The sequence below is a fragment of the Clostridium sartagoforme AAU1 genome (genome assembly GCF_000401215.1).
Taxonomy (GTDB): Bacteria; Bacillota; Clostridia; order Clostridiales; family Clostridiaceae; genus Clostridium; species Clostridium sartagoforme.
Map to the genome: position 1 here is coordinate 45,558 of NZ_ASRV01000091.1, position 24,200 is coordinate 69,757.

Here is a 24,200-nt window from a genome sequence, read left to right on the forward strand (position 1 = left end):
TAGTTTGTTTGTATATAATCCATACTATTAAAAGTGTGGAGCTTTTAATAGTATTTTTTCCGCTTAATTGATATTCATTATCAATCTAATATTATAATATAATCTTTTCATATTATTGTCAATAGAAAATTTAAAATAATTGAAATTTATTATCATTTACTAATTATAGATATAGTTTTGCTACTTTTATTGACTATGGGAACTATATCAACAATACTTTTTTTACAACAATATTTTAAATCCTCTTCTAAATTTAAAGCTTTCAATACATTATAATGCCTAGCATTTTTTATATACTGTACCACATCACTATTATTAGCATATATATATCTAGCCGTCTTTGCTATATCTGATAAGTTATGTTCATGACTTTGGCACAATAAATTTATCATATATCCTGAACATATAAAATCATCCATAGAAAATTCACCATTGGTTCCTGAATTTATAAATACTATATCCTCTTCTTGATTTTTTAATAATTCAACAACAGCATTAGCGTTTATCATTGCTCCTATTAATATTTTCTTTGCCTTTAAACTCAAATTAATAGCCCTTGTCCCATTAGTAGTGCTTAATATAATTACCTTTTGGTCTATCTTTTCTTTAGTATATTCTAATGGTGAATTTGTGAAGTCAAATCCTTCTATTTTTACCGCTCTTCTTTCTCCTCCAAGTAAAGATGGTATTCCTAATTTTGAAAGTTCCATTTTCTTCTTAAAAGATTCTTCTACGGTCAACATTGGAATGACTTCCTTCGCTCCATTGGCTAAGGCTGTAATAATAACAGATGTTGCTCTTAGCATATCTATCACTACCACAGTTTTATTTTCTAGATATTCTTCCTTAATATGATCCGCTGATATAATAACATCTATATTCATAAAAACCCCCTTGTAATAAAATGCGAAGCATTTTTCAGTTCACAGTTCACAAGGCACAGTGCACAGTTATTAATTAGTTGAGAGTTGAAAATTGATAGTTGAAAGTTATGGATGAAACTACTACGTAGTTTCTAAGATTAGGACATATAAAAACTCTAAGAGTTTTTAATAATAGTTTTCTTATTATTTCAATAACTCTCCACTTTCCACTCTCAATTATCAACTAGAAAAAACTGTGAACTAAAAGAAATTGCTTCGCAATTTATATAATAACCTGTTACCTGTTCCCTGTTCCTTGTTCCCTTACCCAAAAATTGTGAACTGTGAATTTTGCACTGTGGACTAAAATAAATTGTGAAGCAATTTATTTAAAAGTTTTCCCTTGCCAAATATCATTATCTTCTAATGCTTTATCTATAGCATTTAACACTTCCCATTTTTTTAAACTCCACATAGGACCTATTAATAATTCTCTTGGGGCATCTCCTGTTAGCCTATGAACAACCATTTCTTCTGGCAACATAGAGACTCCTTCACATATTAAATCTATATATTCTTCTTGGCTTAACAATTTTAACTCTCCGCTTTCATACTGTCTAACCATCTTTGTTCCCTCCATTAAATGAAGCAAATGAAATTTTATACCTTTGGCTCCTGAATGTGCTATATAATCAACAGTCTTTAGCATATCCTCTTTTGTTTCTCCTGGTAGTCCAAAAATTGTATGAGCTACAACTTCTATATTTCTTTCTAATAGCCTTTTTAAAGTATTATCAAACACTTCAAAATCATATCCTCTATTAAAGTCTCTTGCCGTTTCATCATTTATAGTTTGTAGGCCTAACTCTATAATTAAATAAGTTTTTTTATTTAGCTCTGTTAAGAACTCCAAAACATCATTATCGATGCAATCTGGTCTTGTTGCTATTGATATTGCTACTACATTTTTTTGCTTTAAAGCTTCCTCATACTTTTCTCTAAGTTCGTCTACTGGAGCATATGTATTTGTGTAAGCTTGAAAATATGCAATTAACTTTCCATCCTTCCACTTTTTCTCCATCATATCTTTTCTATCTTCAAACTGCTTTGTTATTGATAAAATTCTACTTCCTGCAAAATCTCCAGAACCTCTTGCGCTACAAAAAGTACATCCCCCCGTAGCAACTTTCCCATCCCTATTAGGCATGTAAATCCTCCATCTAGTGATATTTTATACACTTTTTCATTAAATTTATTTCTAAGATAATAGTTTAAACTATGATATCTCTTACCATTCCATGTTTTCATAAGTTCCTCCTAAAAAGTAAAAGTACAACTTTATTTTAAGTTGTACTTTTATTCTACTACAATATTTTTATATGTTAAGCCTTTTATGAATTAAATATTTTTTCAATTTCTTCCTCTTCCATATTTACTTTATAATTACCTATAACTTCTTTGTTTATATTATCTAATTTAGTCTTTCCTGTTACTTCAATAGTAATTGTATTTTTATCAAATTCCTTTAATGCTATGTTATACTTATCTTCTGGAAACATCTCATTAAATTTTAGCTTAATAAGATCACCTTTTGATGTGCTATAAACATTCATTCTATTTAATGAATTAGAATTTAAATAACTTACTATTAAATATTCCTCTTCCTTTGAGAAAATCAAGTCTTGTAACTTTATGTTATCTAAAATATCTAGTGATATTACTTTTTTGGCTATAGGTTTATCTAATACTTCTTCTAAATTGGTACTTCCTGTAATTCCTTTATCTGCCGATCCACCAGCTTCTTCTGATTGTGCTTGAGCCTGTGCTTCCTTACTTTCTTCCATATATGCAATTGATATAAATGATTTATTATCACCTATTGTTGAAATTGCTACCTTTTGGCCTCTATATCCTATTGATATAGGCCCAAATTTTTCATTTGGTGTTTGTTCTTTATAAAGCATTACTTTATTTTCACTTAAATAAATATCTCTTGGCAAATTGTTTAATGTTAGTATTAAATCACTTTTTCCCCCATCCTCTCCAATAACTCTTAATGATCTATCTCTAACAAAAACTTGTTTTTTGTTTATAGATTTAATTTCATCTATTTTGTATTCATCACCAATCTTAACTACCTTTATTGCATAATTATCTAAATCACATCTTGATTCTGATTCTGAATTTCTAACTACATTAAATAATATATATGCAGATCCTGAGGATTCTATTAAATTATCAGGTGCATAAGATATTATTCTTGTTCCTCCCATAGATATTTCTTTATTTTTACTTATAAGTTGATCTGTACATAAATTATTTGCTTCTTCAATATTATTCTCTTTTACATAATTTAAATAATCCTTTGCTACTTCTGATGCTGCTTTAGGGTTAAATAAATCTATGTTGGCCTCTTCATGAATTTCTTTTTTAGAACATGATAATAAAAAAAGATTCATAATTACTAATAAATAACACATTATTATTTTTCTATTCTTCACTTATAATACCTCCTTACATATTGTCCTTAAACTTATTTTCCCTAAGAATATATACCTTATTCATTTTTGAAGAATAAAAGTAACTCAATACATATATATTTGTTAATAGATAGAAATTAGGGGGATATATAAATGAAACGGGAACTTTCTAAAATTTTTCAAATAGCTGTTGTTTTTATAGGAACAATAGTTGGTGCTGGACTTGCTTCTGGACAAGAGATTAAGGAGTTTTTTACTTCATATGGAATATCTAGTTTTGTAGGAATTATAGCTTGTGGCATATTTTATGTAATCATGGGTACTATGGTTTCCAAAATAAGTATTAAGTATAAGTTAAACTCTTATGGAGATGTAATTAAAGTAGTTAGCCCAAATCTTCTTGGTAAAATAACTGGTGTTATCACTACTCTTTATCTCATTTCTAGTGCATCAATTATTTTAGCTGGTAGCGGAGCTTTAATAAATCAATTTTTTGGAATACCTAAGATAATCGGTTCTCTTATAATGATAGCCTTAGCTATATTTTTCCTTTTAAGAGATACTGATGGATTAATAGAGATAAATTCCTTTATTGTTCCAACTTTGGTAATAACTATCACTACAATAACCATACTATATTTTATGTTTTGCAAAGATATGATTTCATTAGAATTTTTGACTAAGTTTGAGCCTAAAAAAACAGGGATAACCTTATCTACTATTTTATACTCAGGTTATAATACACTTTGTTGTTTAGGAGTCTTAGTTCCTTTAAGTAATCAAGTTAGAAAGCCTAAAACCATGTTCTATGGAATAGCTTTAGGAGCTTTAGGTTTAGCTGCTTTAAGCTTTGCAATAAACTTCTTGCTAATGATAAATCAACCATATATACATCAATATGAAGTACCTTTGTTATTTGTGGCTCAGCGTTTTGGAAACATAATTCAAGCATTGTTACTAGTTGTAATTTGGTTGGAAATGTTTTCGACTGAAGTTTCTGATGTTTACTCTATAAGTAAGACATTAGATAATACTTTAAACATAGACTTTAAGAAAGCAATTTTCTTAGTTATAATTATTGCTCTTCCTATATCAAGAATTGGATTTTCTAAGTTAATAGGATCTCTATATCCTTTTTTTGGATTACTTAGTTTAGTATTTATAATCCAAACTATTTATTTTTATTTTAAACATAAACATGAGTTAAATTAAAAGTCCTAAATAATAAAACAAAAAAATTACACCTAAGTTCCAATTTTTTGGACCCCTGAGGTGTAATTTTTTCCAATTATATTTCTATATCATTTGCAAAGTTGTCTCCAACATCCTTAACCTTTTGAAGTGTTTCAATCATATCTTGAATATTATTGGTAAATTCTTCTATATTCCTGTTAACTTCTTGTGATGATGATGCGTTCTCTGTTGCAATTGCTGCCAATGAATCAATAGTTTTAAACATTTCTTCTACAGACTCCACTTCACTATTTAATTGAGTTATTGATTTATTAGTTTCATCTGATACAACTTTAATTAGGTCATTGGCTTCTGAACTTATTTTTCTTACATTTTCTAAGTTAGTAGTTTCTAATTCTAATACGCTATATTGACTTTCTATGCTACCTACTAATGAATTTATTTCATCTGCAAAATATAATAAATTACTATTAATATCCTTTACCGCTTGTTGAGATTGCTCAGCAAGTTTTCTAACCTCTTCTGCAACTACAGCAAAGCCTCTACCTTGTTCGCCTGCTCTTGCTGCTTCTATTGAAGCATTTAATGCTAAAAGATTTGTTTGTGCTGCGATTCCTGAAACTAATGATACTATATTAGTTATATCCTCAGTTTTATTTTTAAGATTTTTACCTTTTTCTTTTACATTCATAAATGATTTTAAGGATTCCTTTATAGCTTCACTTGACTTATCTACATTAATATGACTTTGATTTATCTTTTCTACTGATTTATCTAGCTCTACTTTATTTTTATTTTCAGATTGTACAAGTTCTTTTAAAGCTACCATATTTTCATTGGTTTGTTTCACAAGAGTTTCAGTGCTTATTTCTTGTTGAGTAGCTAATTGTGAAACCTGTTCGGAGTACTCTGCTATTTCTCTAGTTGCTTCCTTCATTTTTTCTGTAGTATTGTACATATTGTTAGTAAATACTGACAACTCATTTATTGCAAGATTAGCAGATGTTGAATCCTTACCTATGCTATCTTTTAATTTTGATATTCCTAAATATATTTTTTCAAGCTTATCATTAGTTTTAATGCTTCTATCAATATCTTCAAAATTTCTATTTTCTATATTTTCTATTATGTCATTTAAAGGCTTCACTGTCATATATGATACAATAGCTGAAATGACTCCTGATATGCCCCCAATTAATAGACCCTTAGCCAATCCTGAAAGTGCTATACCAACACAAGTCATAATTATAAATATAGGCATAGTCATCTTTAACTCTAAGCTTTTTAAGCCTATACTTGATAAAGCTTTACTAAAATTATACTTTTTACTATGTTGAATAGTATTTTCAAATTTTATGTGTACTTTAAGTTCTCCCTTTTTTCTCTCTATCTCTTTTACTTCGATTTTTTCACCAAAATATTTAGCACTTCCATGTAATAACCCTAAAAAATAATCAAATAGTTCTCTATCTGATCTATATGTAAAATATATGCTATCATTTGTTACCGGTTCCAATACCATTTTAGGTGGTTTTGCTCCCTTTATCTTCTTCATTATTATTGCATGTATAAAGTTAAGGGAATTTAAAAATTTATATAAATTTACCCTTTTAAAGAATACAGGATAGTCCTCTAAAAACTTATTTAAATTATTTTCCCCAATAATTTGCCATAATTTATTTATTGGAGTATCTACATTATTAGCTATAATTTCTATAAGTTTAAATATTTTAGTATCATCTACATCTTCTAAAGGTGTAAATACTATATCTTCCGACCAATCTACAGATTTTAAACTTTTATTTATAATATCATTTCCATACAAATCTCTACATGTTCTTATCCATGTAGAAACAACTGTGCCTTTCATAACCTACCTCCCTAATTTTATTTAATTTATAATAACACCGTTAAGATTATCACATATTTATATCTATTATACCTCTATTATAATAAAAAAAGAAGTACTGTCGAAGGATGTATATTTTTTTTATAAATACCTATTCATGATAAAAAATTAATAATACAAGATGGAAACTTAACAAAAAACTCCCGTAGGAGTTTTAAAAATCAAATCATTTTTAATTGTTAATTTGTTTATGCTATACCATATCATCTATATAATTAAATTTAGGAACTGTTGAATCATAATAGTTATCAAAAGACCTAGGAGGTATAAATATTCTTTGAACATTTCTAGCACTACTTCTTAATTCTGCTATTCTTGTTACACCTACATAAATATCTGATATTTTATACCAAGTTGCATAATCTACTATTCCTGTTTTTGGTAAATTAAATACTCCTTGGAATACTCTTACCGCCTCAGCAGTTTTAGCGCCATATATACCATCTTGAGCTACTTTAGGAATTAATGGATAGTTTTGTGATATTCTATTTAAAAATTCTTGTACTGTTCTAACTTCTTGTCCTGAAGAACCTACTATTAAATTATATCCTGGATATGATTTAGGAATACCTTTAACTTGCTCTGCAGTTACTAATTCTATATCACTTCCATAAAAACTTGTTAATATATCATAAGGACCTTTCCCTTGATCTCCTAAGTATTTGCTTCCCCATTGAGTCATCCATCCTGGACAAGATACATTCTTTCCATCACAATATTGAGCTAATAGAGGTTGCTTCCGCCCTATTCTTCTTATATAAGTCGCAAAAATATCATCCACTACTCTACTAATACTTTCAAATATGTTTCTTCCATAAGTAAATGCATGATCGTATGCTGTTGAATTTGTAATATCAAAGTTCTTTCCCTTACCCCTATACCATTCCGTATATATTCTATTTAAGGTAAAAGAAATTATAGCATATATATTTGATCTTATTGTATTTTCTGACCATGTTGAATATATTTCACAAGATGCTACATTTTTTATATAGTCTTTATATAAAACTCTATAATTTGGTGCTGATGTATTATTAGGCCCTCCTGCATGAACCACTATAAATTCAGGTACAACTGGTGTTTGTAAAACTACTCCACTTGTTGGAGGTGGTAATGGTTTATCCTCTTCTTCTGGAATCTTCTCAGGATAATTTCCATTTAATACATTTGGTCCTATATTTATAATTTCGTTTATATTTGCTACATTTCCTCCGGTAGCTCCAGTTATCCCATTTAAATCAGTGATACCATTTAAGCCAGTAACTCCATTTGAGCCATCTGTTGCACTTAAGATTGTTGGAGGGATGGCTGTATTAGGTGGAATATTTATCGTTTCCGTTCTATAAGCTCTATTCAAAGATTCTATAAGATTACACTCTTGTATTGCTAATTCTTCCGGGAAAACTTGGCATCTATTTATTAATATACTTTGGAATCCATCTTTTTCTACTCTTATGTCATACATACTATAAGGTACTTGTCCTGTTGGCTGCTGTGAATATTCTAGTGGAGGAGCATCTAATTCTACTATTTCAGATTCTCCCATAGAGTTAGTTGATAAAACTATATCATTTGTACTTTCGCCTCCAATTGACGGTCTTATAACTATTCTCGTATCATCAACGGGTATATAACTTTCCTTAACAAAACATTGTACCTTTAATCTACCCTTTTCTGCCATATATTACTCCTTTAATATTTTTCCTCTAATTAATATATGCTTTTATAGTTAAAATAGTTCTATTATATTTCTTCAGGCTTACTTACAAAAAAATCATTATCCTCATAGTCATCATTTGATCTTGTTTGATCAACTCCACCTGCTAAATTTTCCCTTATAGCATCAAATACTCCTTTCATGTTAATTGTTCCATATCCCCACTGCTCATTTGGATATATATCTCCAACTCTCATACTAGTTCCTCTTATTAAATAAGTTCTTATTTCCGTTGCATATAAACTCGGATCATTACCATTAACTATTCCCCATTGCATTAAAAGTGCACAACATCCTGCTGTAATGGAGGTCCCCACAGATGAGCCACTAACTATCCTAGTTCCTCCGCCTGGTGTTGTAACTATTGCATTTATTCCTCCTGCTGCAATATCTGGCTTTATTCTCCCATCTCTTGTGAATCCTCTACCAGATTGTCCTATAGTTGCATTGTTGTTTTGATTATAAAATGCTGCTGCTATTACACTTCTTGCTGTTGCAGGAATTGTTAGTGTCGTATATTGACTTGGACTTAAGAACTTGGTATCTGGATCAAGTAAACTTCTTTGTGGTAGCCAACTCCAGTATCGTCCATCCACTACATAATCTCCATATAATCTAAATTGCCATATTCCTTCCTTTAACCCTCTTGCTTCTATACTTATTATCTGGTCTCCTGTAAAAAGATCTGGATATATATATGAAATTCTCATTCTTGTTCCTTCATAAATAAAATTTACCTTTTCAACTTTATTTAGTCTTACTGGTATTCTTTCAACGACTTCTCCAGAGGGCGATACTACTCCTATTGAAACCTTATCAGGTTGTTGAATATATATTTGAAAATTTAAATCTCTTTGTCCCTTTCCAATTCTGATTTCTAAAGTTCTTATTTGCCCTGGTCTATCAAACCTTCCTTCTGTATGTGTGTCTGTATCACCTTCATTTCCAGTACCCGTAACACATACTACTCCTAGTTGAATACTTATTTGTGATATATATGCCTCAACTACATTGGTCCCATCATGTGATCCTATATTGCTTCCTACAGGGAGACATATAACCATAGGCTTCCCTAAGTCACTTGCTAACATATTCAAATACCGTATTGCTAAAGATAGTTCTATACTTGTATATCTTCCACTTCCTGGTGTACTAACACCTGCATAATCTAATATCACACTTGGAGCTTGTTTCAATTTAACTATTGCAAACTCACAATCTGGAGCTATTCCCATAACTTCTGGATTTATTCCTCTAGCACCAACTAAACTTGCCACCATTGTCCCATGTCCTATATCATCTTTAGTTCTAACTATTGCATATGGATCTTCTCCTCTTTTATTAGCTTGTATAGCTTGGTTTATTTGATCACTATTATACTCTACGCCTAGCTTAACATCATATATTCTACTATTTCCTTCTATGCTTTGATCCCATATTCTTACTATTCTTGTAGTCTCGTCTTCTCTCATAAATTCACTATTTAAGTAATCTATTCCAGTATCTATAATTCCAACAATAACGCCTCTCCCATTTAGTTGTATAAATGGATTGTTATGAAATAACGGAGCCCCACTTGCTTCTACAGGTGAAGATTGCTCTAATGTATAAATTACAGGTATTTCTATTGAAACTACATCTTTAACATATGGCTCAAGTTCTAGTACTCTATTAAATGGTATAAAAGCGATTCCAAAGTTATTATCTACTAACACAATTGATGCACCTGGTATATCATTTACTTTTAGCGCTTGCTCCCTAGAACTATATTCAATTAAAAAACCTACAACCTCTGAGTAATTCTGATAATTTTGAAGTGCTTCACTTTGAAGATCCTTGTATATACTCATTTGTCTATACTTATTATTTTTGATATCCACTTCCTTTTCCTCCAATTTAATAAAAACGTTATTTTCCTCAGCCGTGATATCTTTATAATTAATTCCATTGCTATCGCTTTGTTTTTCTTCATCATATCTATAATTCCCACTATTTCTAGTACCAATAAACCCTATATTATTTATTATACTTTCTATAGCAGAACTTAGACATACCTCTCCATACCCCCAACTTGGATCAGGATACTTAACATCTGTTCTAGGCCTTTTTGCAGATGTAACCAAGTAGTATTTTAGCCGCTCTCCATATAAATACGGATCATTTCTTTTAACAACCCCCCACTCCATCATTAATGCAGCTATTCCGGCTACATGCGGAGCTGCCATAGATGTTCCGCTTTTAGTATCAAAAGATCTATTTGGAGTTGTTGATGATATATTTTCTCCTGGTGCCACCAAATCTGGTCTTATTGTTTGAAATATATAGGGCCTTCCTCTTCCACTAAAAGGTGATATATTATTAGTGACATAGTTATAGCTCCCAACTGCAATTATATTACTAACAGTTGCTGGTATTCCCAGTGTATTTAAAACTGTGGGTTGAAGAAATTTTGTGTTAACATTTAATCCTTCTGATATTGGTAACCACATATCAAATAAACCTGTATATTCATTTAATAAAAATATCCTAATTTCCCATTGACCTGAAGATATATATTGTCCATTTGTAAGTAATGCAATAGATATTTCTCCTATTAAGTCAAATGGTTTAGGCCCTGTATAAAATACTTGATATCTATCTCGTCCAATAAATCCTTCGTTGTATCCTTCACGTACTATTATGTCTCCGCTAGTTGCTGCTGTAGGACTAATTATTCTTATCGCTATTTCTGATAAGACAGGTTTATATAAGTTTAATATAACAGCAGCTTCATCTTCGGCTATATTTATAAGTATTCTCTTTTCTCCTGATAAATCCCCACCAACATGATGCGCCGCATCTCCTTCATTTCCTGCTGCAATAACAATTGTAATTCTTTCTAGAGTAGCTATAGTTGATATATATTGTTCTAATAAACTGCTACCATTATGAGCTCCATCATTAGTACTTAAGCTTATATTTACTACTAATGGTTTAGTTAGCTCCTTTCCCTTATCTACTAAGAATTTAATTCCCCTCATTATGTTTGTACTAAGAGCATACTGTCCTCTAGTGCACTTAACCATAGCAATCGAACTTTCCGGAGCTACACCATAAAAAGCATTATTTATATTTCCACCAGCACAAGCTATACCAGCCACATGAGTTCCATGTTCTGTATTGTCATATGAAGGTACAATTGTAAATGGATCTTGATTCTGTAGTGCAGTATTTATGATTTCCCTATTATAAACTTTGCCATTATCACTTAAATCATATATATAATCTATTCTTGTAGTCCCATCCTGATTTCTAAACGCTGGATGAGTATAATCTATTCCTGAATCTATAAATCCAATTAAAATTCCTTCACCTCTAATGTTATATCCTTCTCTTGCTGTATTTACGCAAGCAGCTCTATTACTCTGAGCATCTGTTGTATATAAACTCTTCGGTAATTCTATATATTGTATTGAGTCACTACTTGCTAATCTCCATAGATTCTCAGTTGGTATATTGACTATTCCAAATCCAAACCCTAAATTTTCGTAGGTTCCACCTAAACTTTGGACGATACTTCTTACATTTTCCTCACTATCTCCTGATATTATAGTAACTTCTATTATATTTAATTGTGAAAATTTATCTCCATAGCTTATTCCTAATTTACTTAATATGTTCTTCGGTACATTTTGTATTAATCCTAATACTGCATCTACCTTATTTGGATTTATGTTTTCTATCGTTATCACCTCTACAACTTGTTTATAATAATATATGTAATTATTATAAAAGTGAGAATTTAATTTATAAATTTGTTTCGCAGATTATATTTTGCTTTGCAAAATATTGAATAAAGAAATAGTGAAAAATTTAAAAAAGGCTATTTTGAAATTAGCAACTTCAAAAATAACCTTCTTAAATAGTATTATAAATTTATTTCCAATCTTTCTAGTTTAGCTAATACAGATACTTCACTAATATTCATAGTCTCTGTTAATAAACTTCCACTATTACTAACTAATAAAATTTTTGAGTTTCCTAAACTTTTTACTTGCCTTATAGCTCTTTTACCTTTATATTCAACTAGAAAAATTCCATTACTGCTTATTTCCTTAACTAAATAAGAAAAAGCTAAATCACCTTTTAACATTCTAAATCCAGACATTTCATCATCCTGAACTTCTAAATATAAAACTTTATCTTGAGAATATCCTTCCACCTTATTAGAATGAATTGGTAATTCCTTGAATCCCTTGCTGTTCTTAAGTGAATAATCAAAAATCGGAATATTCTTCAGTACTGAAGAAAAAGCACTAGCCCAAACCTCATCCTTCTCAATTTTCTCTCTAGATACTCCTCTATTACTTGTTTCTTTTATTGATTTTCTTTCTTCTAATAAAGCTTCATCTGTAACAACCATACTAATGTCATTAAAATCAGAATTTAATATTTTAGACGCCTTTTCAATAAAAGATTCTTGAGCAACTCTTCTTCCTATTTCAACTTCATTTATAAATTTTTCAGCTACACCTAATTTTTTTGCTAATACTTTCTGACTCATACCACTTTTCAGTCTAGCTTCTTTTATCTTTTCCCCAACTCTACTCACTTTGAGATCTTCCCTTCTGTTGTTTTAAATACCATTCCCTTTCTTCAACTAAATGTTCTACTAAATAATTAAATTTCCATTCAATTGAGACTGGTGTTACTGTTGCCAATATTCCACCTTTGATATTTTGTCTAATGCTTCTTATAGTTTCCTTAAGCTCTTCATCGGAAAAATTATTAAAAAGAATAACAGACTCATTTCTTAAGTTTGAATTGAAAGTTTCAAATTTCAAGCCATCTAAAATATCCCTAATGGTCATTTCTGTCATTTCAGAAGATATTAATATAACCTTAAATCCTTCTTCCTTTAATATATTTATTTCCCTCTCCGGTACATTATAAGCTAAGATACATTTGTTATTATCAAGCATATAACCCCTCCTAAATCTTTATTACTAATTTTCTATTATTTCTGGTGAAGCATAAGTTTCTCCAAATGTTTCTACTGTCATTTTTAGAATCTTTTGATCTTCATATGGCTTATCATTATAATCTCTCTTTGAATTTACTATTTTATCTGCTACTTCCATTCCTTCTATAACTTTTCCGAAAGATGCATATTGTCCATCTAGATGTGGAGAATCAGCAACCATTATAAAAAATTGACTTCCTGCCGAATCAGGTATCATTGTTCTAGCCATTGAAAGAACTCCTCTTGAATGTTTTAAATCGTTTTTGAATCCATTTCTTGAGAATTCACCTTTTATACTATAGCCAGGGCCTCCCATTCCTGTTCCATCTGGGCATCCCCCTTGGATCATAAAACCTGGTATTACTCTGTGAAATATAATTCCATCATAAAATCCTTTATTAATTAAATCTATAAAGTTTCTTACTGTATTTGGTGCTATTTCTGGATATAATTCAGCTTTTATAATTCCTCCATTTTCTATGCTTATAGTTACTATTGGATTTTGCATAATAAATCTCCCTTCAATTTCATTTTTATTAGTATTATCATATTTGAATAATTGAATTCAAAATTATGATATATAAATTATTTCTTAATGGTAATTATATATTATTTAATAAAAAAAGCATAGATTTCTCTATGCTTTATTGAAAAGTAGTTCCTAACACTACTCTAGAATAATCTTTATAATTTGATAAATTTTTAACATTTATTTGCTTAAAAATAAACTCTCTTCCAAACTTATTAATTAGATCTCCAAGAAGAACATTTAAAAAAGTTGTAGGAATTCTTTTAAATCCCTGAAAATCAAGAACTACTCCTAAATTTATATTGTTTCTAATAATTTCTCTTAGCAAAATAGCATCTTCTATAGTTATATCTTCTCCTAATACGTCTTTTATTCTGATTTCCATATATAATACCCCCAAATCTACTAATTGTTTAAATTTTCTGAAAACTCTCTTTACTATAATATATCAATTATTAGTTTTTTTGTCAACAATTTAACAAATATTTTTTTAAATTAAGCTTATAATAATATTATTATAAGCTTAATTCTTTTCTACATATTTAAAAGTTTATTGCTTAAATCTATAAATTCATTTTTACCATATGAATTTATAACTTCTATTTCTCCTTTTTTATTACGTTCTGTTAATAGGTTTTTATTTTCTAATCTTCGTCTTAACTCTTTTACCGTTCCTAATCCCCCATCCATTATAATAACATCTTTTCCAACTATTTTTGATAATGTATCTGTTATAAATGGATAGTGCGTACACCCTAATACAATAGAAGCTATTTTCCCTTTATTATATGTATTTATTTTATTTCTTAAGTACTCTTCAATTTCTTCGCCTTGAAGTTTACCACTTTCTATAAATTCTACAAGACCAGGACACGGTATTGGAATTATCGATGCCTTATCTTTATATTTCCCCATTAGTTTATTAAACTTTTCTTCTTTTAATGTCATTGTTGTTGCCATTATTAATATATTTCCTTGTATATTAAGCTCTACAGCTGGTTTTAATGCAGGCTCTATTCCAACTAAAGGTAGTTCTGGGTACACCTTTCTTAATTCTGCAACAGCAGCACTAGTTGCTGTATTACATGCAATTGCAATTCCTTTTACTCCCTTATTTAATAGAATTTCTACAGCTTTAAAAGTTAGATCCCTAACTTCACTAACGCTTTTGACTCCATACGGTGCATTTTTAGAATCTCCAAAATATATATAGTTCTCATTTGGCATTATTTTTATTGCCTCTTTCATTACACTTAGTCCGCCTACCCCTGAATCAAAAAAACCTATTGGCCTATTTTTGTTGTCCAATTACTCTCACTCCATTTTCTTTAATTCTATATTTTATTTTATACCTTTATTTAATATAAATCTACAAATTTATATTCTTATTCATACTTACTTATATTAGAAATAATTTACCAATACTATTTCATCAAATTAATTATTGACATCATAAGATGTATATAATAGAATTGCTTTATAAATAAAAAAAATTACGAATATTATGATGTCTATACCACTTAAATATTCGAGTTTCAACAGAAAGGAAGTGAATTTTCCTTGTTATTTTTCGCAAGGGAACTTTTTTATGAAAGATTTAATTTTTACAATTTCTAAATCAAAACACAATAAAGAAGACTTATCTAAAATACTTAAAGAGCATCCTGAAATAAAATTTGTATCTATTGTTGGAATAGACTTATCCGGTAATGACACCGATGAAAAAATTCCTACAAGATTATTTCTAGACGATATTGACTCATTTTTAAACGGAGTTGCAATTCAGACAGATGGTTCTTCAGTTGTACTTCCTGGAATAGCAACATTAAATGATGCAAAAGTTGATATGGTGGCAGATCTTAATGCAAATTGGTTTGTTGACTATAACTTCGATTATATTGATCCAATTACTAACAAACCAGTTGGTACTCTTAGAATCCCTTCATTTTTAATTCATAACAATAAGGCAGTATGTTCAAGAAATATACTTACTTCTGCAATAAATACTTTTAAATCAACTCTTTTAGATATTTTTAAGAATAAACCTGAAACTTTAGATCCATTTGGAATTAAATATGATGATATAGATAAAATTATAATTACTTCAGCTACAGAACTAGAATTTTGGGTTAAGACTCCAAATGAACAAGCTCATATAGAAGAATTATCTACATCTCAAGTATTACAAGAGCAATACTGGACTAGAACTAAAGGAACAGTAAGAACTGCACTAGAAGAAACCTTACTTCTTATGGAAGCATATGGATTTGAGCCTGAAATGGGGCATAAAGAAGTTGGAGGAGTTAAATCTAAATTAGATAGTAATGGACAATTTAATCATATAATGGAACAGCTTGAAATTGATTGGAAATACTCAGATGCTGTTCAAGCTGCTGATAATGAAATTTTTGTTAAGATCCTTACTCAAGAAACCTTTAGAAGACATGGTTTAGATGTTTCTTTTAAAGCAAAACCTATCGATGATGTTGCAGGATCTGGAATGCATGTCCATCTAGGTGTTAGCTTAAAACTTAAGGATGGAAAGAGAATAAACTTATTCCACGCAACTAAGGAGGATTTCTTAAGCTGCATCGGATATGGAGCTATAATGGGAGTATTAAAAAATTATGAAATTATGAATCCATTTATTTCTACAACTAGTGGTGCATTTAAAAGATTAAAACCTGGTTTTGAAGCCCCTATATGTATAGTTACATCTCTTGGAGTATCTCCTGATAATCCATCAAGAAATAGAACTATATTAATAGGCTTAATAAGAGACTTAATGAATCCATTAGCAACTAGATTTGAGCTTAGATCACCTAATCCTCATACAAATATATATCTAGCTCTTTCAGTTTCATATATGTCAATGCTTGATGGAATAATATATGCTCTTGAAAATAATAAAACTGAAGAAGAGCTTTTAGTTGAATTATCGAAGAAACCTGGCGAAGATGCTAAATATTTAGAAAAGACAAGAGCTTATAGAAGTGAAGAAGATGTATTTGAGTTCTACTCCGATCTAGAGAGAGATGAATACTTTAGTAAGGCTCCAGCTACAGTGTACGAAAATCTTCTTCAGTTAGATAAATATCCTGATAAGCTAAATGTATTAAAAAGAAATGATGTCTTTAGTGATAAATTAATAAATAGTTTTAAACTTGCAACTATTCAAAGATGGACTACAGATATTATTCACAGAATAATATTAAACCATGCTTCTGAAGTTAGATCATTTAAAAAATTACATTCTGATAATGCATTAGATTTAGATATATCAAATTGGATGACTATAGATAACCTTAGACATTATATAATGAAAGATACTTATACAAATAAGGGGTTATTCACTCGAATAAAAGAGGCTTTAACTAATGAAAACTATGCTGTTGCTTCCGACTTACTAATTGAGTTAGAAGATAAAATGAGCTCATTAAGAAAGCTTTACAATAACTACACTAAAAATTTATTAGATATATAAATTTAATTAAAGGATTAGGATTAACATCTTAATCCTTTAATTATGTATAAATTAATATGTGACTGCTAGTAATATATTACATAAATTGTTATAATATAAATAAAAAGTAGAGGTATAAAATATGAGACTTGTTCCTTTAGAAAGTGTTCGAATTAATTCATATCTTGCTAAAACCTTATACGATATTGAAGGAAGAGTTTTACTAAATGAAGGTACTAAAATCAATACTGTCTTAATAGAAAAACTAAGAAGTTTCAATATAGACTTATTATATATTATTGATGATTTAAGTAATGATGATATTAAAAATATAATAAAACCTGATCTTAGGAATAAAGCTTTAGAATTAATAAATAGTACATTTAAAAATGCAGAAATCTCAGGCTTATCTAATGATAATGATGAATATTTGAAATCTGTTTATTTATTAGCAGAAGAGCTTCTAGATGCTATACTGTCTAATGATGATTTATTACCTTATTTAGTAGATATACGAAATCTGAACTTAAATACTTATAATCACTGTGTAAATGTTGCTATTATATCCTTAGTAGTTGGAATAAATTTAAAGCTTAATAGAACTGAGCTTTTAAACCTGGCTACAGGTGCACTGATACATGATATAGGTAAAGCTTTTATATATAAAGGTTTAGTTATGAAAGATGCTCCACTAACTTATGATGAATTTGAATTAATGAAAAATCATTGTCAGAAAGGGTATAATTATATAGAGAATAATGCTTTTATCAATAATGATATTAAAATGATAGTATTACAGCATCATGAAAGAATTGATGGTTTAGGGTATCCTAATGGATTATTTGGAAATCAAATAAATAAACTTGCTAAAATAGTTTCAATTGCAGATATTTATGATATGTTAACATCACAGAAATATTATATACAATCAATGTGCGCCAGTGATGCTTTGGAATATATAATGAGTCATGCAGGTACTATCTTTGATTTCAATATAGTTAAAGTCTTTTCTAAAGTTATTGTTCCTTTCCCATACGGGACAGTTGTTAGGTTAAGTAATGGTGATTTAGGTATTGTTAAAGAGACCTTTTCAAACTTTCCCTTAAGACCTAATATCAAAATAATAAAAAGTAATATAAAAGAAAATGAAGGAACAACTATAAGTTTAATAAATGAATTATCGATAGTTATATCACATATAGAAAAAGTTGTATGAAGCTTAAGGTAGAGAATATCTCTGCCTTTTTACTCTATAGGAAATTATATTTTAAAAATCTGTGGATAAATCGTTGTTTATAGAATATAAGTTATTAAAGTTATTCCTATAGAGTAAAAAAATAGAATAAAGTGCGCGTGCAAGATTTTCCTCAGACAAGCTTCGGAAATGCACATGCGCGAAAAAAAGTCGACTGCTCGGCAAGCTCGCCTTGACGACTTTTTTATATCCATGCTGGAATACTTATCTTTTCATTATCAATAATAGAAGATTTATTCCCTATTACGTTTTTTATAATACTTTTACTTTTATTTAATGAATTACTATTTATAAATTCTTCAGCTTCCTTCATACTATTTGCTTTAAATATAAACGTCCATCCATCTTTATCATATTTTCCTGTACACATTAAATACTTTTCTGTTACATTACTTATATGTTGTCTATCTACTATTAAACTTTTAAATTCACCTATTGTTTTATAATTTAATTTTACAAAAATATCATTGTTCATATTGACCTCCACCAAACATAAGTTCTATAATATTAATATATACGAACGTACGTTTTATGTCAATACTTGTATAAACTTTTATTTAAAAATTTATTTTTTTGTATAAATATATTATTTGTTGTCGAAAATAATAAATTGCGAAGCATTTTTTAGTGCACAGTTCACAGTGCACAGTTCACAGTTATGGAAATAATTCAGCTTTGCTGAATTAAGAAAACTATTATTAAAAACTCTTAGAGTTTTTATATATCCTAATCTTAGAAACTACGTAGTAGTTTCATCCATAACTTTCAACTTTCAACTCTCAACTAATTAATAACTGTGCACTGTGCCTTGTGAACTGTAAACTGAAAAATGCTTCGCATTTTAAAACTATTCTGCTATATTAAATACCTCTAAGTTCTCATTTTCTATTCCAAAGTATTTAACTTCTGCTATTGCTCTTAATGTATCTAACGATGTTATAACTTCTATATTTCTTTCTACTGCCGCTCTTCTTATTATAAATCCGTCTCTTTTTGAATCATTACCCTTTGTTGGAGTATTTATTACTAAATCAACTGCCTTACTTTTTATTATGTCTAATATATTAGGCTTATCTTCATGAAGCTTTCTTACTGTTTCAACTTCTATATCAACTTCCTTTAAAAGATTAGCTGTTCCTTCTGTTGCAATAAATTTATATCCTATTTCTGATAACATTTTAGCTATAGGCAAGAATTCCTTTTTATCATGATTATTTATTGTAGCCAATATCTTCTTTTCTTTATTTGAAGGATACATACTAGCTGCTACAAATCCTTTATATAATGCTTCTCTTATAGTTCTTCCTACTCCTAGTACTTCTCCTGTAGATCTCATTTCTGGCCCTAAGGATACTTCAACTTTAGGTAATTTTTGAGTTGAGAATACAGGGACCTTTACTGAAACTAAATCTGGCTCTATATATATATCTACTCCGTATCCTAAATCTTTTAACTTGTATCCAAGCATTACTTTTGTAGCCAAATCTACTATAGGTACCTTACTTACTTTACTTATATATGGTACGGTTCTTGAGGCTCTTGGATTTACTTCTATTATATAAAGATTTCCTTCAAACTCTATAAACTGAATATTTATCATACCCTTAATACCAATTGATGTTGCAATCTTTTTTGTATAATTTAAAACTTTACTTTTTATTTTATTGCTTATATTTTGGCTCGGATACATTGTTACTGAATCTCCAGAGTGTACCCCAGCTCTTTCTAAGTGCTCCATTACTCCTGGTATAAGAATATTTTCTCCATCAGATATAGCATCTACTTCAATTTCTCTACCCATTAAATATTTATCTACTAATATAGGATTCTTCTTATCTTTTGAAAAAGCATTCTTTAAATAATACTTTAACTCTTCTTCATCAAAAGTTATTTCCATTCCTTGTCCCCCTAAGACATATGAAGGTCTTACAAGTACAGGAAAACCTAACCTTTCAGCTTCTTCTAACCCTTCTTCTACAGTCCAAACCCCTTTGCCTTTTGGCCTATCAATCCCTAAGCTTTCAAGTAATTCATCAAACTTCTCTCTATCTTCTGCCATATCTATTTGATCTGCTGTTGTTCCTAAAGTTTTTATTCCTTTTTCTTTTAAGAAGTTCGCAAGTTTTATAGCTGTCTGTCCACCAAATTGAAGGATAACTCCATATGGATTTTCTTTTTCTATTATATTTAATACATCTTCTTCTGTAAGTGGTTCAAAGTATAGTTTATCTGATATATTAAAATCCGTACTTACTGTTTCTGGATTATTATTTACTATTATAGTTTCAATTCCCATTTTTCTTAATGCCATTACACAATGTACTGAAGCATAATCAAATTCTATTCCTTGCCCTATTCTAATTGGCCCTGATCCTATAACTAATACCTTTTTCTTATCAGATACCTGAACTTCATCATATTGTTCATAAGTTGAATAATAATATGGTGATAATGCTTCAAATTCCCCTCCACAAGTATCAACCATCTTGTATGAAGGCTTTATGTTCCAAATGCTTCTTAACTTATATATATCATCTGGATTAACCTTCAGCATATCAGCTATCGCTTTATCTGAAAACCCCTTTTTCTTTAATTCTAATAACCATTCCTTATCTAAATCATCTATTTTATTTAGCTTTAATCTAGTTTCTTCTTCCACTATCCATTTAAACTTCTCTAGGAAAAATATATCTATTCCTGTTATTTTAGATATACTTTCTATTCTATAATCTCTTCTTATCATTTCTGCAAGAGCAAATAGTCTTTCATCATCAGGCTTCATTACTATAGTTTTTAATTCTTGTATGCTTAATTCTTTGAACTTAGGGTGATCTAAAGAATACTTACCTATTTCTAAGCTTCTTATTCCCTTTAAAAGCGCTGCCTCTAAATTAGATCCTATAGCCATTACTTCTCCAGTTGCCATCATTTTAGTTCCTAAAGTTCTATCTGCTGTATAGAATTTATCAAAAGGCCACTTTGGAATTTTTACTACTACATAATCTAATGTTGGCTCAAAGCAAGCATAAGTCTTTTGAGTTACTGCATTTTTAATTTCATCTAATCCATATCCTAATGCTATCTTTGCTGCAAGTTTAGCTATTGGGTATCCTGTTGCCTTTGATGCTAATGCTGATGACCTCGATACTCTTGGATTAATTTCTATTACTGCATATTGAAATGAATTTGGATTTAATGCAAATTGAACATTACATCCTCCTTCTATTCCTACTGCATTTATTATATTTATAGCTGAAGTTCTAAGCATTTGATATTCTTTATCAGATAATGTTTGTGATGGAGCAACTACTATACTATCTCCTGTATGAATTCCTACTGGATCTATATTCTCCATATTACATACAGTTATACAGTTCCCATAAGAATCTCTCATAACCTCATATTCTATTTCCTTCCATCCCTTAACTGACTTTTCCAGTAAAACTTGTCCTATTGTGCTTAATTGTAAGCCAGATGATAATATTTCTCTAAGCTCTTCTTCATTATCAGCTATTCCACCACCAGTTCCTCCTAATGTGTATGCCGGTCTAACTATTACTGGATATCCTATACTTGAAGCATACTCTACGCCAGCTTCCATTTCAGTTATTATTTCACTTTGTATAACTGGTTCGTTTATTCTATTCATCATATTTCTAAAAAGCTCTCTGTCTTCACCTTCTTTAATAGATTGAATAGATGTTCCTATTACTTTTACATTATATTTTTCAAGTATTCCTGCTTCATGTAAATCTACCGCAAGATTAAGCCCCGTTTGTCCTCCCATTCCTGTAAGCAAACTATCAGGTCTTTCTTTATCTATAACCTTTTCTAGAAAATCAATTGTTAATGGCTCAATATATACTTTGTCTGCAACCTCTGCATCAGTCATTATAGTTGCTGGGTTGGAATTAACCAAAACTACTTCTATGCCTTCTTCTTTAAGTGCTTGGCATGCTTGAGTTCCTGAATAATCAAATTCAGCTGCTTGCCCTATAACAATCGGGCCTGATCCTATTACTAAAACTTTTTTTATATATTTATTTAACGGCATATCTAACCCCTCCTATAATGCATACTTTATAAATTTATCAAAGATATATTCGCTATCCTGTGGACCTGCTGCAGCTTCCGGATGGAATTGAACCGAAAATATTGGAAGCTTAGTATGCTTCATTCCTTCAATAGTTCCATCATTTATATTTATATGAGTTGCTACAACATCTTCTGGGAGTGTTTCAACTACATACCCATGATTTTGTGATGTAATATGAACTTTATTTTCTTCTAAATCCTTAACCGGATGGTTACATCCCCTGTGTCCAAATTTTAATTTAGTAGTCTTACCACCTAGTGTTAATGCTAAAAGTTGATGTCCTAGACATATGCCTACTAATGGTTTCTTTCCCGCTAACTTCTTTATATTTTCTATTACATCTGGTAAATCTTCTGGATCCCCAGGACCATTTGACAAAAATACTAAGTCAGGGTTTACTTTTAAAAGCTCTTCTGCTGTTACTTTCATAGGGAAAATAGTTAACTTGCAATTTCTATCTTTAAAATTTCTTATTATATTTTCTTTTATACCAAAATCTATAATCGCAACATGCTTTCCAGTTCCATCTATTTCATACTTCTTTTCAGTACTTACCATGCTAACTGCTTTTTTATTTGTAAATAATGCTATTCTATCTTTAACCTCTTCTAAAGTTACATCTTCTAAGGTAATAATCCCCTTCATTGTTCCATGATTTCTCAAAACCTTTGTTAAGGCTCTTGTATCTATTCCTTCTAGTCCTATTATTTTATTTTGTTTTAAGTAATCTTCTAAATTTATTTCACACCTGAAATTATTAGGATGATTACATTTTTCTCTAACTATGAATCCCCTAACCTTTGGAGACTTTGATTCCATATCCTCTAAGTTAATCCCATAATTCCCCACAAGAGGATAAGTCATTGTAACTATTTGACCGTAATAAGATGGATCAGTTAACACCTCTTGGTATCCTGTCATACCAGTAGTAAATACTACTTCCCCTATGCTGTCCTTTAAATAACCAAAAGCTTTTCCTTCAAAAACCATGCCATTTTCTAATATTAGCTTTGCTTTCATATTTAGCCCTCCTTAAAATTAAACATATTTAGCTAAAAATACACTTCATAAAACAAAAACAAAAGGATAATAAGAAGACAACAAATTATAGTTCTCTTCCTACTATCCTTATATATTTAGTATCAGTATTAGAAAATGCCCTTACTGACATAGTTATGCAATTATTTTGTGAATATAAATATAACATAATCATACTCCCTTTCTGGCCTCACAGGACCAATTTAAAGTGTACATTTTAACTTCACTCAAAATTAATTATCTTTTTGATAATATTTTATATTTTATATAACTATATGTCAATGTTTTTAAACAATATTAATAATTATGCAATAAATAGATATATATTATATCCAAATAAATATTCATAGCTATTAAAATATAATCTGCTCATCATAAGCGTAGGCTAGTACACTACTGATACTTATATTATAGATAGTAGATTTATTTAATAATTATCTACTATCTATAATACACTATAATATAAAATAAATATATATATATTATGAATAAAAATTCATTAATAGCTAATTTTTATTCATAAATTGTAAAGTAATTTGTCTATCCTTAAATAGTATAATCCTATCATATTTAGCATCAATATACTTATTATTAAATAGTTACTTAAGTCACTCTAACAGTGACTTATTTCAATATAAAAATTTAAAATATTAT

Annotated in this window: 16 protein-coding genes and 1 pseudogene; 3 read left to right on the forward strand and 14 right to left on the reverse strand. The window is 29.4% G+C overall.

Annotated elements, in window-relative coordinates; genetic code table 11:
• Nucleotides 1-152 precede the first annotated feature (152 nt).
• The 3 genes and pseudogenes from A500_RS07230 to A500_RS07240 all read right to left on the reverse strand — a co-directional run bounded on the left by A500_RS07230 (nt 153) and on the right by A500_RS07240 (nt 3,364).
• Nucleotides 153-884 carry a 2-phosphosulfolactate phosphatase family protein gene (locus tag A500_RS07230; protein ID WP_016206928.1) on the reverse strand — a complete coding sequence of 244 codons (732 nt, stop codon included), beginning with the start codon at nt 882-884 and terminating at the stop codon, nt 153-155.
• Nucleotides 885-1,248: 364 nt separating this feature from the next.
• A pseudogene (gene mnmL, locus A500_RS07235) lies at nt 1,249-2,171 on the reverse strand (tRNA modification radical SAM protein MnmL/YtqA).
• Nucleotides 2,172-2,254: 83 nt separating this feature from the next.
• Complete coding sequence (locus tag A500_RS07240; protein WP_016206930.1) at nt 2,255-3,364, reverse strand: hypothetical protein; 1,110 nt, start codon at nt 3,362-3,364, stop codon at nt 2,255-2,257.
• A gap of 132 nt (nt 3,365-3,496) precedes the next feature.
• On the opposite strand from A500_RS07240, the gene A500_RS07245 reads away from it, so the two are divergent.
• Nucleotides 3,497-4,555, forward strand: a complete 1,059-nt coding sequence (locus tag A500_RS07245; RefSeq protein WP_016206931.1) for a YkvI family membrane protein — start codon at nt 3,497-3,499, stop codon at nt 4,553-4,555.
• Nucleotides 4,556-4,631: 76 nt separating this feature from the next.
• Here A500_RS07245 and A500_RS07250 read toward each other — a convergent pair whose 3' ends face one another.
• From A500_RS07250 to murI, 8 genes are all read right to left on the reverse strand, one after another.
• Nucleotides 4,632-6,407, reverse strand: a complete 1,776-nt coding sequence (locus tag A500_RS07250; protein WP_016206932.1) for a heme NO-binding domain-containing protein — start codon at nt 6,405-6,407, stop codon at nt 4,632-4,634.
• A gap of 232 nt (nt 6,408-6,639) precedes the next feature.
• Nucleotides 6,640-8,127 carry a peptidoglycan-binding domain-containing protein gene (locus A500_RS07255; RefSeq protein ID WP_016206933.1) on the reverse strand — a complete coding sequence of 496 codons (1,488 nt, stop codon included), beginning with the start codon at nt 8,125-8,127 and terminating at the stop codon, nt 6,640-6,642.
• A 62-nt stretch (nt 8,128-8,189) separates the two neighbouring features.
• The gene (locus A500_RS07260) at nt 8,190-11,894 is read right to left on the reverse strand and encodes a S8 family peptidase (RefSeq protein ID WP_016206934.1); all 3,705 of its coding nucleotides are present in this window, start codon (nt 11,892-11,894) and stop codon (nt 8,190-8,192) included.
• 176 nt (nt 11,895-12,070) lie between these two features.
• Nucleotides 12,071-12,754, reverse strand: coding sequence for a helix-turn-helix domain-containing protein (locus A500_RS07265; RefSeq protein ID WP_016206935.1), 684 nt, complete (start codon nt 12,752-12,754; stop codon nt 12,071-12,073).
• Nucleotides 12,747-13,124: a DUF3783 domain-containing protein gene (locus tag A500_RS07270; RefSeq protein WP_016206936.1), complete on the reverse strand. Its 378-nt coding sequence runs from the start codon at nt 13,122-13,124 to the stop codon at nt 12,747-12,749. Before A500_RS07270 ends, A500_RS07265 begins: the two co-directional genes overlap by 8 nt.
• Nucleotides 13,125-13,148: 24 nt before the next feature.
• Complete coding sequence (locus A500_RS07275) at nt 13,149-13,673, reverse strand: peptidylprolyl isomerase (RefSeq protein WP_016206937.1); 525 nt, start codon at nt 13,671-13,673, stop codon at nt 13,149-13,151.
• Nucleotides 13,674-13,809: 136 nt separating this feature from the next.
• Nucleotides 13,810-14,079 (reverse strand): STAS-like domain-containing protein, encoded by a 270-nt coding sequence (locus A500_RS07280; protein ID WP_016206938.1) that lies wholly within the window; start codon nt 14,077-14,079, stop codon nt 13,810-13,812.
• Nucleotides 14,080-14,228: 149 nt separating this feature from the next.
• A complete protein-coding gene (gene murI, locus A500_RS07285; protein ID WP_016206939.1) occupies nt 14,229-15,002 on the reverse strand; it encodes a glutamate racemase in 774 nt (257 codons plus the stop codon).
• A gap of 280 nt (nt 15,003-15,282) precedes the next feature.
• On the opposite strand from murI, the gene A500_RS07290 reads away from it, so the two are divergent.
• Both A500_RS07290 and A500_RS07295 read left to right on the forward strand, forming a co-directional pair.
• Nucleotides 15,283-17,178, forward strand: coding sequence for a type I glutamate--ammonia ligase (locus A500_RS07290; protein ID WP_016206940.1), 1,896 nt, complete (start codon nt 15,283-15,285; stop codon nt 17,176-17,178).
• A gap of 121 nt (nt 17,179-17,299) precedes the next feature.
• On the forward strand, nt 17,300-18,373 hold the full coding sequence (locus A500_RS07295; protein WP_016206941.1) for an HD-GYP domain-containing protein: 1,074 nt from the start codon (nt 17,300-17,302) through the stop codon (nt 18,371-18,373).
• 223 nt (nt 18,374-18,596) lie between these two features.
• Here A500_RS07295 and A500_RS07300 read toward each other — a convergent pair whose 3' ends face one another.
• From A500_RS07300 to A500_RS07310, 3 genes are all read right to left on the reverse strand, one after another.
• Nucleotides 18,597-18,887 (reverse strand): hypothetical protein, encoded by a 291-nt coding sequence (locus A500_RS07300; protein WP_016206942.1) that lies wholly within the window; start codon nt 18,885-18,887, stop codon nt 18,597-18,599.
• A 372-nt stretch (nt 18,888-19,259) separates the two neighbouring features.
• Entirely contained in the window at nt 19,260-22,466 is a 3,207-nt protein-coding gene (gene carB, locus A500_RS07305; protein WP_016206943.1) for a carbamoyl-phosphate synthase large subunit, read from the reverse strand.
• 12 nt (nt 22,467-22,478) lie between these two features.
• Nucleotides 22,479-23,528, reverse strand: coding sequence for a carbamoyl phosphate synthase small subunit (locus A500_RS07310; RefSeq protein WP_016206944.1), 1,050 nt, complete (start codon nt 23,526-23,528; stop codon nt 22,479-22,481).
• Nucleotides 23,529-24,200 lie beyond the last annotated feature (672 nt).

Bases quoted from the DNA above. Each gene is read 5' to 3' on its own strand.
- A500_RS07230 (WP_016206928.1), bottom strand. From the start codon at position 884: ATGAATATAGATGTTATTATATCAGCGGATCATATTAAGGAAGAATAT.
- A500_RS07245 (WP_016206931.1), top strand. From the start codon at position 3,497: ATGAAACGGGAACTTTCTAAAATTTTTCAAATAGCTGTTGTTTTTATA.
- A500_RS07250 (WP_016206932.1), bottom strand. From the start codon at position 6,407: ATGAAAGGCACAGTTGTTTCTACATGGATAAGAACATGTAGAGATTTG.
- A500_RS07255 (WP_016206933.1), bottom strand. From the start codon at position 8,127: ATGGCAGAAAAGGGTAGATTAAAGGTACAATGTTTTGTTAAGGAAAGT.
- A500_RS07270 (WP_016206936.1), bottom strand. From the start codon at position 13,124: ATGCTTGATAATAACAAATGTATCTTAGCTTATAATGTACCGGAGAGG.
- A500_RS07275 (WP_016206937.1), bottom strand. From the start codon at position 13,673: ATGCAAAATCCAATAGTAACTATAAGCATAGAAAATGGAGGAATTATA.
- A500_RS07280 (WP_016206938.1), bottom strand. From the start codon at position 14,079: ATGGAAATCAGAATAAAAGACGTATTAGGAGAAGATATAACTATAGAA.
- A500_RS07290 (WP_016206940.1), top strand. From the start codon at position 15,283: ATGAAAGATTTAATTTTTACAATTTCTAAATCAAAACACAATAAAGAA.
- A500_RS07295 (WP_016206941.1), top strand. From the start codon at position 17,300: ATGAGACTTGTTCCTTTAGAAAGTGTTCGAATTAATTCATATCTTGCT.
- A500_RS07300 (WP_016206942.1), bottom strand. From the start codon at position 18,887: ATGAACAATGATATTTTTGTAAAATTAAATTATAAAACAATAGGTGAA.
- carB (WP_016206943.1), bottom strand. From the start codon at position 22,466: ATGCCGTTAAATAAATATATAAAAAAAGTTTTAGTAATAGGATCAGGC.
- A500_RS07310 (WP_016206944.1), bottom strand. From the start codon at position 23,528: ATGAAAGCAAAGCTAATATTAGAAAATGGCATGGTTTTTGAAGGAAAA.